This window comes from Terasakiispira papahanaumokuakeensis, assembly GCF_001709345.1.
GTDB classification, from domain to species: domain Bacteria; phylum Pseudomonadota; class Gammaproteobacteria; order Pseudomonadales; family Halomonadaceae; genus Terasakiispira; species Terasakiispira papahanaumokuakeensis.
This window is the reverse complement of the sequence record NZ_MDTQ01000001.1, coordinates 1,887,020-1,900,904: the sequence shown is the minus strand read 5'-3', so window position 1 is coordinate 1,900,904 and position 13,885 is coordinate 1,887,020. Positions and strand designations below refer to the sequence as shown.

The 13,885-nt window shown below is 50.2% G+C and carries 10 protein-coding genes and 4 pseudogenes; 2 read left to right on the top strand and 12 right to left on the bottom strand.

What is annotated here, in order from left to right; genetic code table 11:
- Nucleotides 1-241: 241 nt before the first annotated feature.
- On the top strand, nt 242-1,222 hold the full coding sequence (locus BFW38_RS08325) for a LysR family transcriptional regulator (RefSeq protein ID WP_068997968.1): 981 nt from the start codon (nt 242-244) through the stop codon (nt 1,220-1,222).
- A gap of 15 nt (nt 1,223-1,237) precedes the next feature.
- Here BFW38_RS08325 and BFW38_RS18470 read toward each other — a convergent pair.
- From BFW38_RS18470 to BFW38_RS18455, 4 pseudogenes are all read right to left on the bottom strand, one after another.
- Nucleotides 1,238-1,612, bottom strand: a pseudogene (locus tag BFW38_RS18470) (methyl-accepting chemotaxis protein); the annotation flags it as partial.
- Between the two features lie 159 nt (nt 1,613-1,771).
- Nucleotides 1,772-2,458: pseudogene (locus tag BFW38_RS18465) on the bottom strand (PAS domain-containing protein); the annotation flags it as partial.
- A gap of 355 nt (nt 2,459-2,813) precedes the next feature.
- Nucleotides 2,814-3,167 (bottom strand): annotated as a pseudogene (locus BFW38_RS18460) (methyl-accepting chemotaxis protein); the annotation flags it as partial.
- 186 nt (nt 3,168-3,353) lie between these two features.
- Nucleotides 3,354-4,019 (bottom strand): annotated as a pseudogene (locus tag BFW38_RS18455) (PAS domain-containing protein); the annotation flags it as partial.
- Nucleotides 4,020-4,452: 433 nt separating this feature from the next.
- Here BFW38_RS18455 and BFW38_RS08310 point away from each other — a divergent pair.
- Nucleotides 4,453-5,727 carry a D-amino acid dehydrogenase gene (locus BFW38_RS08310; protein ID WP_425427896.1) on the top strand — a complete coding sequence of 425 codons (1,275 nt, stop codon included), beginning with the start codon at nt 4,453-4,455 and terminating at the stop codon, nt 5,725-5,727.
- 7 nt (nt 5,728-5,734) lie between these two features.
- On the opposite strand, the gene BFW38_RS18450 is transcribed toward BFW38_RS08310, so the two are convergent.
- The 8 genes from BFW38_RS18450 to BFW38_RS08275 all read right to left on the bottom strand — a co-directional run bounded on the left by BFW38_RS18450 (nt 5,735) and on the right by BFW38_RS08275 (nt 13,863).
- Nucleotides 5,735-6,058, bottom strand: coding sequence for an esterase-like activity of phytase family protein (locus BFW38_RS18450; protein WP_425427935.1), 324 nt, complete (start codon nt 6,056-6,058; stop codon nt 5,735-5,737).
- Entirely contained in the window at nt 6,039-6,875 is an 837-nt protein-coding gene (locus BFW38_RS08305) for an esterase-like activity of phytase family protein (protein WP_175400955.1), read from the bottom strand. The genes BFW38_RS18450 and BFW38_RS08305 overlap by 20 nt, the downstream gene beginning before the upstream one ends.
- 206 nt (nt 6,876-7,081) lie before the next feature.
- Nucleotides 7,082-8,956 carry a methyl-accepting chemotaxis protein gene (locus BFW38_RS08300; RefSeq protein ID WP_218186390.1) on the bottom strand — a complete coding sequence of 625 codons (1,875 nt, stop codon included), beginning with the start codon at nt 8,954-8,956 and terminating at the stop codon, nt 7,082-7,084.
- A gap of 468 nt (nt 8,957-9,424) precedes the next feature.
- Nucleotides 9,425-10,342 (bottom strand): LysR family transcriptional regulator, encoded by a 918-nt coding sequence (locus tag BFW38_RS08295; protein ID WP_068997963.1) that lies wholly within the window; start codon nt 10,340-10,342, stop codon nt 9,425-9,427.
- Nucleotides 10,343-10,605: 263 nt separating this feature from the next.
- Nucleotides 10,606-11,376 (bottom strand): malonate transporter subunit MadM, encoded by a 771-nt coding sequence (madM, locus tag BFW38_RS08290; protein WP_068997962.1) that lies wholly within the window; start codon nt 11,374-11,376, stop codon nt 10,606-10,608.
- On the bottom strand, nt 11,369-11,776 hold the full coding sequence (gene madL, locus BFW38_RS08285) for a malonate transporter subunit MadL (protein ID WP_068997961.1): 408 nt from the start codon (nt 11,774-11,776) through the stop codon (nt 11,369-11,371). Before madL ends, madM begins: the two co-directional genes overlap by 8 nt.
- A 340-nt stretch (nt 11,777-12,116) precedes the next feature.
- Nucleotides 12,117-13,061: an ACP S-malonyltransferase gene (locus tag BFW38_RS08280; protein ID WP_218186389.1), complete on the bottom strand. Its 945-nt coding sequence runs from the start codon at nt 13,059-13,061 to the stop codon at nt 12,117-12,119.
- Nucleotides 13,054-13,863, bottom strand: coding sequence for a malonate decarboxylase holo-ACP synthase (locus tag BFW38_RS08275; protein ID WP_139116580.1), 810 nt, complete (start codon nt 13,861-13,863; stop codon nt 13,054-13,056). Before BFW38_RS08275 ends, BFW38_RS08280 begins: the two co-directional genes overlap by 8 nt.
- Nucleotides 13,864-13,885 lie beyond the last annotated feature (22 nt).

Below are 13,885 nucleotides of genomic sequence, written 5' to 3'. Positions count from 1 at the left end.
GTCGCTTAATACCTTTTAGGTATCACTTGGTAGCGGGCCTGTTGTTCCGTGGGTTTACAGTAAAATCACGTATAACGGTTAAATAGGGGGTTAGACCAATGTATAAATCGACAAAGGCGAGATAGCCTGTTGTTATCAGTTGCGGGTCAATGTTGGTGATCAGGGGGAGGGCGCGCTTTTTTAATCGTCCTAGGTGAGGCGGTTTGTATATGAATCCGATAATGCCGTCGATGAGGTTTTCATGACTGTTCGTTACACGCCAGACGCCATGCCCCATATTCTGAATCGGTTGCGTTATAAGCATTTGATGATGGTGGTATTACTCGGTGAGCGGGGGAATCTGCATCAGGTTGCGGAGGTGATGAATATGTCGCAACCCGCGGCCAGTCGAATGCTGCAAGAAATAGAACAAACTTTCGGCCATGTGCTCTTTGATCGTACCTCTCGAGGGGTTTGCTCAACCGCCGTCGGTGAGATGCTGATTGATTTTGCCCAGTCGGCATTGAATCGTTTGGACCGCTGTGCTGAGTCTTTGCATCGGTATCAGTTGGGTGATCAAGGACAGCTGTTATTAGGCGCGATCATGGGGGCAGCCCCAGATTTGGTCGCGAAGGCTGTAGTGGAGATCAAGCGACAAAGGCCGATGCTTCAAGTCCGAATGTTAGGTGAGACCAGTGATCAATTAGTGGCACTATTGGGGCAAAATCGAATTGATGTTGCCATTGCGCGCTATGTCACCGCTTTGGAACATAACCTATTTGACTTTGAAACGCTGGGCAATGAGCGGATGCGTGCTGTGGTCCGGGCGGGCCATCCTTTGGCCCAGACCGCTGCTGCGTCGCTGCAATTGGACGCGTTGTTGGAATCCTGGTCTTGGATTCTTCAGCCATTAAAAACGCCGGCGCGTCAGGTGTTGGAAAAAGAGTTTGAACTGGCCGGGCTGATGACCCCACGCGATACGATTGAATGCGGCTCAATCTTTGCGTCGTTGCAGCTCGTACAGCACAGTGATGCCATTTTAGTGATGTCAGAGACTGTACTGCAAGAATCCATGGCACTAGGGCGTGTGGTGCCTTTGCCGCTTGCTTTGGGGCAGACATTACCGCCTTATGGTATTTTGACCCGTAAAAATGAGTTGTTGACGGAACCTGCGCAACATTTTTGTCGCATCTTAAGACAGATTGCCCATTGTGAGCCGGTAGCCCACCATACGGATGATTGAACACCCAATGATGATTTATAAGCTGTTATAAAATTCTCCAACGGCATCCACAACCTGCTTGGCTCCACTTTGAACTTCATTCATCACGTCGCTGGCATCTTGAGAAAGTTGTAAAGCCTGCTGAGCTTTGGCCAGGCTTTCTTCGATCTGCGTAACCGCTGCCTGGGTCAGTGACTGGTTCTCAGTGACAACACCGATAATTTCTTCTGTGGTTTTATTCGTTCTGGCTGCTAATTGGCGGACCTCATCGGCGACGACAGCAAAACCTCTTCCCTGTTCCCCGGCGCGAGCGGCCTCTATAGCGGCGTTCAAAGCCAGCAAATTGGTTTGATCCGCAATATCGCGAATACTTTTGACCAGTGCTGAGACTTTATTGGATTGTTCATTGAGTGCGGCAATACCCTCATTGGCGGCCTCCATGCGAAGAGAGAGGTCTTGCATCATCTCGCTGGTTTCTTCAATCACTTGAATGCCGCGCAAGGTATCGTCGTCAGTTTTCTGAGAAACTTCGTAAGCAATTTTGGAGGTTTCTGCGATGGCGTGTTCGCGTTGCATTTGAGCCGTAATGTCCGTCGCAAACTTCACTACTTTATATAGCTTGCCTGAATCATTATAGATAGGGTTATAAGAGGCTTCTAACCAAACTTCATTACCATAGCTGTCAAACCGTCGAAAGCGATCTGAAATAAACTGTCCTGATCCTAGTTTTTTCCAGAAATCCTCATAAGCCTGTGAGTTGACTTCATCTGGAGAGCAGAAAATCCGGTGATGCTTGCCGATAATTTGATCTTTGCTGTAATGCACAGCTCTGAGAAAGTTGTCATTGGCATCAAGAATTGTCCCATTAGGGCTGAACTCGATCACTGCCGATGAGCGATACAGTGCCGCCAGCATATCCTGTTGCGCACGGGATTGAGTAATGGTGCGCGTCAGCTCACTGGCATAAATGGCGAGAGTGGGGGGCTGCCCTTCTGTCATCGGAATCGGATGAATGATGGCGCGATACCAGCCTTCGCTGCCGTCGTGTTTTTTCATATGCAAGGCGCCATGCCAGTGGTCCCCACGGCTGATTGCCTGGATCATTTGTTGTCCGTGTGGTTTGTTACGGCTCTCTTCAACAATTAAAGTTTGGATAGGCTGATGAAGTAGATTTTGGCGGCTATAGCCCAACGACTCAAGAAACGATGGGGCGATCTCTACAATATGGCCTTGTGTATCCAAGGCACAGTACAGCATCTCTTCACGCAGATCCTGATAAACATGGCGATAGCTGTCCAGTTCTGCCTCCAATGCCTGGATTTTGCTGGAGAGCTTTCTTGTGTTGAAGAGCATTAATAATGCCTCACTCTGAAGGATTAAGGGCGGCCTGATATTTGAGTTGTGCGTGAGTATAGATAAAACTTTAAAATTGTTAATTGTTGCTTGTTTAATGGAAGATGTGAGTAAAGTAAGTAATCCATCATACCAGGATTGATCGCCACACCACCGTGTGGAGATCAAAAAACATGAACCTGCGGGCTAATATGATGGCGTATTTGATGCTATTGGACAGCGTCGAAGATTAATGGTTATCAATAAGATATTCTTGGGCTTATAAGCTGTTATAGAACTCACTGACGGCGTCAACGACTTGCTTGGCCCCGCTTTGAACTTCATTCATGACTTCGCTGGCATCGTGAGAAAGCTGCAAGGCCGCCTGGGCTTTTTCCAGACTTTCTTCAATCCGGTTAACAGCATCTTGAGTGAGTGACTGGTTTTCAGTGACGACACTGATAATTTCTTCTGTGGTTTGGTTGGTCCTGGCGGCTAACTGGCGGACTTCATCGGCGACGACGGCAAAGCCTCTTCCTTGCTCTCCCGCACGAGCGGCCTCAATCGCCGCGTTCAAGGCCAGCAAGTTGGTTTGATCCGCGATATCGCGAATACTGTTCACCAGTGTTGAGACTTTATTCGATTGCTCGTTGAGTGCGTCGATTCCCTGGCTTGCGGCCTCCATTCGGCGCGTTAACCCCTGCATCATTTGACGAGTATCTTCAATCACTTGAATACCGCGCAAGGTCTCGTTGTCGGTTTTCTGAGAAACTTCGTAAGCAATTTTGGAGGTTTCTGCGATGGTGTGCTCGCGTTGCATTTCAGCGGTAATGTCCGTCGCAAATTTGACCACTTTATACAGCTTGCCTGAATCGTTATGGATGGGGTTGTAAGAGGCTTCTAACCAAAGCTCGTTACCATAACTGTCAAACCGCCGAAAGCGATCTGAAAAGAACTGGCCGGATGACAACTTTCTCCAAAAATCTTCATAGACCTGTGAGTTGACTTCATCTGGGGAGCAGAAAATCCGGTGATGCTTACCGACAATTTGATCTTTGCTGTAATGCACAGCTTTTAGAAAGTTGTCGTTGGCATCAAGAATAATGCCATCAGGGGTGAACTCGATCACAGCCGATGAGCGATTAAGTGCCGCCAGCATATCCTGTTGCGCACGGGATTGAGTAATGGTGCGCGTCAGCTCACTGGCATAAATGGCGAGAGTAGAGGTTTGTCCCTCTGTCGCAGGAATGGGGTGGATAATGGCCCGATACCAGCCTTCGCTGCCGTCGCATTTTTTTATATGCAGGGCACCATGCCAATGATCACCTTGCTGGATGGCTTTTAGCATCTGTTGCCCATGGGGCTTTTTGAGGGTGCTGTCGTCGATGAAATGTTGAATCGGCTGGTGGAGCATCTGCTGCTGGCTATAGCCCAATGATTCAAGAAACGTTGAGTCGACTTCAACAATTTGACCCTTCGCATCCATTGCGCAATACAGCATCTCTTCACGTAAATCCTGACTAACATGGCGATAATTCTTTAGTTCTTGTTCCAGCGCCTGGACTTGTTTAGAGAGCTTTTTTGTCCTGAAGAACATGGGCAGTGCCTCTCAAATTGATTACGGGCTATTTTGTTCATGAGTATAGATAAAACTTGATGAGATGCTAGTGATTAAAGGTTCAATCTATTGATGAAGCGTTCAATCGATCATTTGTTGAGAGCGCGGGGCTTGCAAAAGGCCGCCTTTCAGAACACCTGTCGTTCAGGGCCAGAACCGCAGAATGGCATATCAATCTAGTTCAATAAACTCCTTGTGTGACTGATAGACGGTTTTTGATTGATGCGGTGCGCGGTATTTTGCTCAGATCAAGGCTAGACTGCTGAATATCGTCGTTGCGTTTTGGCCTGGAGGGACGCTCATGATGAAACGGATTGCGATCATTGGCGGTGGCGTGACAGGGGTGACGACAGCCTATGCATTGTTACGGCGTGGGCATGAGGTGACCCTTTATGAGCAGCAGCGCTATGCGGCTATGGATACTTCATTTGCCAATGGTGGACAGTTGTCGGCCTCTAATGCTGAAGTCTGGAACAGCTGGCCCACGTTATGGAAAGGGCTCAAATGGATGTGGCACCAGGATGCCCCTTTACTGATCAATCCAAAGCCTTCTTGGCATAAGCTGAGCTGGTTGGCTGAGTTTGCAATGGCGATAGGCCAGTATCAACGCAATACCGTCGATACGGTGCGATTGGCGATTCGTGCACGCGATATTTTATGGGCCTGGGCTGAGCAAGAGTCGATTGATTTTGATTTAACAAAACGCGGTATCTTACATATTTATCGAACTCGATCAGAGTTTGAGCAAGCTGAGCGAGTTTCAGCGCTGTTGGCTCAAGGAGGATTGACACGGCAAGCATTGACTCCTGGGGATATACGGGTGATTGAGCCCAATTTAAAAGGGGATTTTTACGGCGGCTTTTTTACCGGAAGTGATGCCACTGGAGATATCCATAAATTCACCTTTGGTCTGGCCCAAGCTGTTGAGCGTCTAGGCGGACATATCCGCTATGGCACTCGCGTTAACCACCTTGGGGCTGACAGTCATCGAGCCTGGGTAGTTGGTGAGACGTTTGGTGCTGCCCCAGGCCATGGGCAGCGAGACACTTTTGATCGCATTGTCATTTGCGCTGGGGTCGGTAGCCGGAAGCTCGCGGCTCAATTGGGGGATCGGGTGAATATATACCCGGTAAAAGGTTATTCCATTACGGTGCACCTGGATGATCCTGACTCCCAAGCGGCGGCGCCCCAGGTCAGTTTACTGGATGATGCGACCAAAATTGTGTCCAGTCGTTTGGGGAATGGGCGCTTAAGAGTCGCGGGTACCGCAGAGTTTAATGGCTACAACCGCGACATTCGAAATAACCGTATTCTTCCTCTTGTGAAGTGGGTGGAGGCCTGCTTCCCCGGCGTCAGTACACGACATGCTGAGCCCTGGGCAGGGCTGCGTCCGATGATGCCGAATATGATGCCTAAAGTGGGGCCAGGCCAACAACCATGTGTCTTTTATAATACCGGTCATGGACATCTGGGCTGGACACTATCGGCTGCGACAGCCGAGTGGGTCGCCGATCAAATAGAGGGCCGGGCTATTTCAGACATTGAGATTTCAAGTCAAATGGTGAGGCCTGAGTGAGCCCCGATTATGGCCGACCCGTCAGAATAGGTGGGTCAGTGAGAAGAGATGACGGTATCGCCAGCGCAATCACCTGCGTGGTCTGAGCGCGGCTGAAGTTATTGTCGGAAACGAGGATCAGTGCACGCCTGTGTTCAGAAAGGCGAGGACCTAAGGCCATGCCTTCGATATTGTCAGGCTTAATGCCCAGGTCGTGCAGATCGATAAGCAAAGTTTTATGGGCAGGTGTTGGGGCGGGGATAAGCGATCTCTGTGAGACGACCCCTGTTAACTCCGTCGCTGGCTCAAGTTGAACGTGATAGATACGAATATTATTCCCTTGGCTGGGCACATAATTGATTGCGTTCAAGGGCTAGCAGCTGGGTCTTGGACAGGGCGATGAGGTCGACAAGGCCATGACCCTTTCGATCGGTTAAGTAAAGATACTGATGGACCACCTGTGCTGTGTTGAGGTTGATCATGACAATACGACTCGGGCTTGAATGCGTTTCATCGCTTTCGGGCCCATCTTGGATGAGCGCTTGTTCTGTCGCGGTGAAAAGAAATTGCCCATCAGGCGTTAACGCAAGACTTTCCAATGAGCGGTTATTGCGCACACCTTGTTGCTCGGCGGGGATGAATTCATCGGGTAGAGGAAGTTGCTGTTGCCATTGACCCTCAAGGCTGTAACGATCAAGACGCGGCGCTATCGCACTGAGGTTATCGCCTTCCGAGGCAATATATACGCCTCGTTGAGCGTCGTAACCAATCCCTTCTGGATCTATTTGTCCCCATCCATAATGCTGCCCATCTTTTCGCCGTAATGGCGTTAACTGAGTGAAGTGAACATCGTTTTGCTTAATCTGACCATCATCTAAGTTGATATCGAGATGGTAGAAGCGTGCAGGGGCAAGACGAGAGCGATCATCGGAAATGGCTAGGTACTGGTGTCGGCCTAGATAGGTCAACCCTGATAACCCGCCAACGGGTATATCATCCAGGGTGAGGTGATAATCAAAAACCGCCATCCCTAGATAATGAACCTCATCTGAACGAGGCACCGTCTCCGCCGAGGCATGCACTATCAGGCTTGATAGTGTGTTCAGCGTCCAGGCGAGTATCAGCTTGGATACGATGTTGTCTTTTAGTGAAGGGCGCAACGCTCGCATGACCATCTCTTGTATGCTTGGCTCGTCGATTCTCCTCAAGGAGATAGTCTAGCCCGTACTGGTGAGTCGACCAAAGAAATCGATGTAAAAAAGGGAGCCTTGAGGGCTCCCTTATAAGCTTCATCTGAACAGAGCTGATCTAAGAGATCAAGCCAGGACCGTCAGTGGTGATATCCACTTTTATGGCTAGACCTTAAATCTTAAGGCTAGACTTTAAATCGATTCACAATGGCGACCAGTTGCTGATTGATTTGAGCAATATCTTCCGCTTCATGTAAGGCCTGTTCGCCGCTGGCTCTGAGCTCAACCACGATGCCATTAATCGCCGACATATTTTGGCTGAGTTCTTGGGTGACGGAGCTTTGCTCTTCAGCGGCTGTGGCGATTTGAGTGCTTAAGTTGTTGATTTCGCTAACATAAGTGGCCATGGTTTCAAGGCTGACGGCAACTTCACCTGAGCTTTCGGCTGTTTCCTGACAACGGGTTTTAGTGGTTTCCATGGAGTTGACGACGTTCCGTGTGCCGCCTCCCAACCGTTCAAGCGCTGTTTCGATTTCCTCTGTGCTGGCCTTGGTACGACTGGCCAAATTACGAACTTCATCGGCAACCACGGCAAAGCCGCGTCCTTGTTCACCGGCTCGTGCCGCTTCTATAGCGGCATTCAGTGCCAATAAGTTCGTTTGCTCTGCAATATCCCCGATAACACTGAGGATTTCGTTGATTTGTTGTGTTTCTTCAGCCATTTGTTGCACATTTTGTGCAGACTGATCAACGTCACTGATTAACGCTGTGACAATGTGCTGTGAGCTTTCAACGGCCTGTTGAGAGTTAACACTGGTTTCATTGGCCTGCTGCGTGAGGTTGGCTGTGTTAGCGGCATCCTGGGCCATTGCATCGGCGGTCGAGCTCATTTCTTCTATCGCGGTCACCACTTGCTCGGTTTCGGCCGCGTGATTTTGCAAAACAGTACTATTGCGCTCTGACTGCTGCTTGATACGATCAATATTATTGTTGAGCGAGGTGCTGGCGACCTGGATTTCCTGCATCATTTTTTGCAGGGTTTCAATAAACCGATTGACGCCTTGGGCAATCTGCCCCAAATCGTCGTTATTGTTCACGACTAAGCGTTGAGTGAGATCGCCATTACCGCTAGAAAGCCCCATGATGGTCGATTTCAAGGAAAGAATCGGTTGATATAGCCGTTGTAGCAGGAATAAGCCGACGGCAATGCTGATCAGAGTCGCCATGATTGAAATCATAATGGCGCTATTACGTGCTTCGCTGAGCTTGGCCATCGCGACAGACTCATCCACGCTCATCATATAATACCAGCGCTTATCGCCGACATTGATCGGATGGCTAAACAATAGATAGTTCTGGCCATTGATCGTGTAAGTCGACATGGCGTTGTCATCTTGAATGGCCTGTTGGACCGCGTTACTCACCGCTGTAACATTCAAGGCCTTTTGGCCTAATTTGAGCAGCGGTGAGGTGGATGCCAAAACAGTGCTGTCTTCGGTCATAATCGCGGCTGTGGCGCCCTCGATGTCGTTGGTTTGCTGCACCAGTTCATCGAGAAATTGCAGGCGCATATTGATGGCTACTGCCCCATTGACAATGTGGTGTGCAATGGTGACCCAGTAGAGGTCATTCCCAGTGACATCATAAATATAGGGATCCGTAATGAAGACGCCATTGGCTTGTTGGGTAGAGGGGTACCAAGACAATGTGCGGGCATCGCCGTTCATTTTATTGTTAGGCCAGGTTTCAGGGGCTAACGTTGTCCCTAAGGTCCAATAGCCATCCCCGTTGTCTTTGACGATCACCGCGCTTTTCAGGTTCATGGCGTTGGCCATAAAAAAGACTTCATCGGTTAAAGCGCTATCAGTGCCGGTGATGGGCTTCTGACGATATTGATTGGCCAGCTTGGTGATTCCACCTACCTTTTCGTTCATGATGGTTTCGACAGCAGAGGCTTTGGCTTTAGCATCCCCCTTGCTTTTCTGAATAATGCTCTCAGCCAGCATGTCTTTTTGTTGAAGGTAGAGCACATAACTTGATATGGAAACAGATAGTGCCACCAGCACCGTGATTGACAATATCAATGATGTTTTTAAACCCATCTTTTTCATATGAGGCCTGCGACGTCGTTGATTTTAAGTAGAAGTCAGTAAAATATTTTGTATATTATGCATGTCTTATGAGACTGGGTCTCTGACATTTGTCATGAGCAGGGGCGAGATTTCTCTGTTGAATTCATCTATATGTCTAGGTTTTGGGGTTTGAATGATAGGCTTTTATCGCTTTTCATTTAAATGAGTCGTTTTTAGGCGAAAAGCGTGAAATATTTTTGAGGTTTTCATCTAAGAAATGGCTTTTAATAGATGAAAATGAAAGGCAGCTTTATCTGTGTGCTGGATCTTAAAGAGTCTGGAAAAGGCAGGGAATCGTATTGCTTTCAGTCTGAATAAGTCTCATTTTTTGATTGTCGTTGAATGGTTAAAAGACGCTTTGTTTCGGTGTCAACGATTTCAAACAATCAAAACGTTTTAAGGGGCTGGGTGCTGTCTTCTGGCATAATGTCGGCATTCTGCAATACAGCTGAGAATTCTCGGGTCTCGCTCACGGTTGGCCAGACAAACCATGGTAATGTTTTGGATCACTTGGCAATCTTTTGCCAGTGGGATCAAACGAATTTTGTTTTCAAATACGGCCTCAACCCGTCGAGGCAGTAGCGCTAACCCTACGCCCGCACTGACCATGCTGATTAAAGAAAAAATATCGGAAACTTCCATCACAACATTGGGTGTCATACCGGCGTTTTCAAACGCGCGGTAACTATCTCTGCTGGTGGCAAAGGCTTTGTTCAATGTCACAAAAGTGGCTTGATCCAATCCAGATAAATCTGTCTCTTTTAAGTGACGTAGTGGTGAGTCAGGGGGGACGGCGAGGCAAATGTCATCCTGGTAAAGCGGCAAAGTCAGCACATCGGCTTCATGAAACTCTTCCGGTAGTGCAACCAGAATAACGTCCAATTCCAGTGAGCGTAGCTGTTTGAACAGCTGTGTATTGGAGTTCAGCATCAGCTCAATATTGAGATCCCCCTTACGTAGTTTTAAGCCTGCAATGAGCTGTGGCACCGTATTTAATGTGAGTGAGTAAAGGGCACCAAGCTTGAACTGGTTCGAATAGACGCCTGCCGTCTCGCGCGTGGCTTTGATGGCATCATCCATCAGCTGCATGACTTGCAAGCCTTGTTCGGCAAGGGTTTCGGCACTAGGGAGCGGCACTAGTAAGCGCCCTTCCTGGCGGAAGAGTGGACACTTCAATGCTTCTTCCAGAGAGTGAATGGCGCGATGCACGCTGACGCTACTGATATCCAAGGCTTCAGCAGCTCCTGCCAATGTGCCTGTGCGCATGAAAGTCAGGAATATCTCAAGTTTTTTGAGTGTAATCGCGTCGTCCATGGAGCGCCTCCGCGGTACCGTCAGATGATGGAAAGTAAGACCTTAGGATGTCGGAAATCGTAGGGTGCCGGAAAGTATGACATTAGTCGGCATTATACCTGAGCTCAGGAGACCCGGAAGTTTCTGGTTTTGCCCTGCTCGAAGACTTCAAAGACAACCCCCCGCAGAGCAGGGGGTTGAGGCGGTTGGCAGATTGAGAGAAGCCTTTCCATGAAGCTTTCCTATGTACTTCTGCCGTGAAGAATAGGCGGATAGCTTAAAGATTAAGCGCCGCCGGTAAGGGCTAGCATAATAAAGAAGAGAATAGAGGGCCCCATCAGACAGCCGACAGCCGTATAGAAGGCTGCGGTGAGACACCCATAAGGCACCAGCTTAGGATCAGTCGCAGCAAGCCCTGCGGCAACACCGCTGGAGGTGCCCATCATTCCGCCGAACAAGACTGCGGTACGAGGGTTGTCCAAGCCGATGTAGCGGGCGACTGCCGGTGTGGCGATCATCACCAAAATGGATTTAACCAGCCCTGCGGCGATGGATAACGCCATGACTTCAGAGCTTGCGCCAATCGCAGCCCCTGTGACGGGGCCGACAATATAAGTGACGGCGCCTGCGCCAATGGTGGTTAGGCTGACCGCATCGGTATAACCGAAAGCCATCGCGATGGTGACACCCGCAAAGAAAGAAGAGAGCACGCCCATCAATAAAGCAATAATGCCCACAATGCCGGCTTTTTTGAGTTCATTTAAATGAACCCCGAAACCGGTGGCGACAATGGCAAAATCTCGCAGCATGGTGCCACCTACGATGCCAATACCGGAGAGCAGGGGTAAATCCATAATACCGTGTTTGCCCCCTGAGATGACGCCGCCAATGTAGGCCAAGACCAAGCCAATCAATATAGCGATGGCGGAGCCGTGAATACGGCCTGCCGTTAATTTGGCCGAGAGTTTATAAGACACCCACATGACTAGGCCGATTAGTGCAAAGCCGACCACCATACTGTACGTATTCGATACTTTATCCAGTGCTTCAAACATGGCGTTGCTCCTCGGTTGTCTGTGTCAGCTGATCATGATCGTTACTGGGGCGACCCAGCTTGTCGATGAGGGGAATCAGTAGAAAACCGATCGCCACTGCGGTGACGCCTGCGGTAATGGCCATGGGGCCGCCGGTGAGGGCGCCATAAACATTCTGTTTAGCGGCCATGGCCACCACGACAGGGATATAGATGGCACTGAAAAATTCGATGCCTTGTTCACTTTTCAGATCGAGCACGCCGCGTTGTTGTAAGGTATGGCCGATTACGACCAGCAAAATCATGGCGATACCGACACCGCCGACATTGGCCGGAATACCAATCAGAACGCCTAATATTTGCCCCAGTGCAACCCCGGTGAGGGTGCAGACAGCAAGTAAGGTGACACCATAGATGATCATCGTATTGCTCCATTGTTGTTGTTGTAGACACTGCGATATGGATTGCGATGTAGATCGTTGCATCGTCGGCTATATGGGCCTTGGTGATGACTGACAATGACTGACGTTGCATGGTTTAAGTGATGACTTGAGTCAAGCGCTGAATATTGGGTAATGCTGAAAAAATCTCCTTCTGCGGCTGTGGTGGATAGGGTGTATGTCGATGTCAGCCATCATCAAGGAGAGGGTCTGAAATCGGCTGTTGAGCTTGTGTTTCGGTTGATCATGTCCTTGTAAGCGTTTCATTTGCATGGCTTTACTTGCCTTTGCTGTGATTGATCATGAGTCTAAATCAGCGGCATTAAATCGTGTCGGGCTGAGTGAGGTATTGAAGCGTATCCAAGCGTGTGGTTTCAGTTCTGAGGCAATGTCCCTGCGGCATGAGGCGCTTCAATAACCCGGTTAATGTCCCGCTGGGTGGCAGCTCAATCGCGACCTTCAGGCCACGCTCAACCAAGAGGCGGCTGGCATCAAACCATTTCACTTGGCGTGCCATATTCATTGCGAGGTCCTCACGTATAGCTTCAGGGGTTTTGAGCACTCGGGCTTTGCTCGCACTGATGTAGGCGATTTCAGGCGTTTGTATGGTGATGGCCTCGAAAGCCTTAGCCAGTGTTTGGGCCGAGCTTTCCATGAGTGGGCAGTGCGAGGGCACACTGATCCTAAGGGGCTGACAGTGGCCCCCTGCGGCTTGTAAAGCGGGTTTTTGAGCGTCGAGTGCCGCCCAGGCCCCTGACAATACGCACTGTTGTTCGGCATTAATGTTGGCCAGATAGACGGGCGCTTGATGGCGGGCGAGTATATCCGCCAGTTGGTAACGATCTAATCCTTGAACGGCCATCATGCCGTAGCCTTCTGGAAAGGCGTCTTGCATGAGGGTGCCGCGTAAAGCCACCAGCTCAAGGGCTTCTTCAAATTTGAGACAGCCGGCGAGTACTGCAGCCGGGTAAGCACCAATGGAGAGGCCGAGTAACCCGTTGGGTTGGCAGCCTTGGCTGAACAGGTAGCGGCCCCAGGCAACGGCATTGATCAAAAGCGCTAGTTGAACGGATCGACTATGCTGCAAGGCTTCGGGGTGATCGAGTGCCGATAACCGCTGGCCTAATACGGCTTCACTGAGGGTTCGAGCTTGGGTAAACACCGGGTGTTCGGGCCAGTGCTGCAACATATTGGGTTGCTGGGCTCCCTGGCCGGGGCAAGTGAGTATGCTTGTGATTAAGTGATTGGATCTCAGCGGATTAGACATCACGCGCCTCCAGTGACTCGCTTTCTATTGACTCGCTTTCCAGTGACTCGTTTTCCAGTGACTCGTTTTCCAGTGACTTACCCTCATGACGTGACGATAAATGCAGTGCAGGTCTGGGCCAGGGGTGGTCGGTCAGTTGCGGCCCTTGTTCGGTTTTTAACAACACTTGGGGGCTATGGGAGGCCCATTCGGCTAATGATATGGCGCCGTGAGGCGTTTCGAGCTGAATATCCAGGCGGGTGTCATTACGGCATCCGTTGAGCTGATCCCAGAGTTGCTGAGCCTGTTGCCGGGCTAACGGTTGCGGACATCGCAACAATAGATCCAGATCGCTGTTTTGATGCAGCTGCTTGAGGCCTGAAGCCAGCTCGTAGCCCAAGCTGCCGGTAATGCCCCAGCTCAAACATTCCCCTTTGTGTGCGGCAACCCATTCGTTCAGGATGGGCGCTGCAGTCTGAAGTCGTTGCAGTACAGGGTGATCCATTCGGTAATGGGCCCAGATATAGGCAGAAGCTAAAGCATCCGGTGTTATGCCCTTGATGACCGCAGCCTTGGCGATGGTGGCGGCCTGGCGCTCCCCTTTATGTCGCCCGCGCAGACCAATGGCGATATGGCCGACAGGCGCTGGGCCACGACGGACGACGACGGGCCCGGCCAAGCACTGCACCCAAGAGGCCAGGGTGTCGCCCTCAAGGGGCCGCAAGCACTCTGGCGCCACCCCTGGCGCCACCCAGAGTAGATCGTGCGGTCGACCCCATGGCGTCATTGGATCAAGTGCTTGACGCTTGCTCTGATCACTCAAGCTATGATCCCCGCAAGGGCGT

Bases quoted from the DNA above. Each gene is read 5' to 3' on its own strand.
- BFW38_RS08305 (WP_175400955.1), bottom strand. From the start codon at position 6,875: ATGCGAGCGTTGCGCCCTTCACTAAAAGACAACATCGTATCCAAGCTG.
- BFW38_RS08295 (WP_068997963.1), bottom strand. From the start codon at position 10,342: ATGGACGACGCGATTACACTCAAAAAACTTGAGATATTCCTGACTTTC.
- madM (WP_068997962.1), bottom strand. From the start codon at position 11,376: ATGTTTGAAGCACTGGATAAAGTATCGAATACGTACAGTATGGTGGTC.
- madL (WP_068997961.1), bottom strand. From the start codon at position 11,776: ATGATCATCTATGGTGTCACCTTACTTGCTGTCTGCACCCTCACCGGG.
- BFW38_RS08310 (WP_425427896.1), top strand. From the start codon at position 4,453: ATGATGAAACGGATTGCGATCATTGGCGGTGGCGTGACAGGGGTGACG.
- BFW38_RS08325 (WP_068997968.1), top strand. From the start codon at position 242: ATGACTGTTCGTTACACGCCAGACGCCATGCCCCATATTCTGAATCGG.
- BFW38_RS08280 (WP_218186389.1), bottom strand. From the start codon at position 13,061: ATGTCTAATCCGCTGAGATCCAATCACTTAATCACAAGCATACTCACT.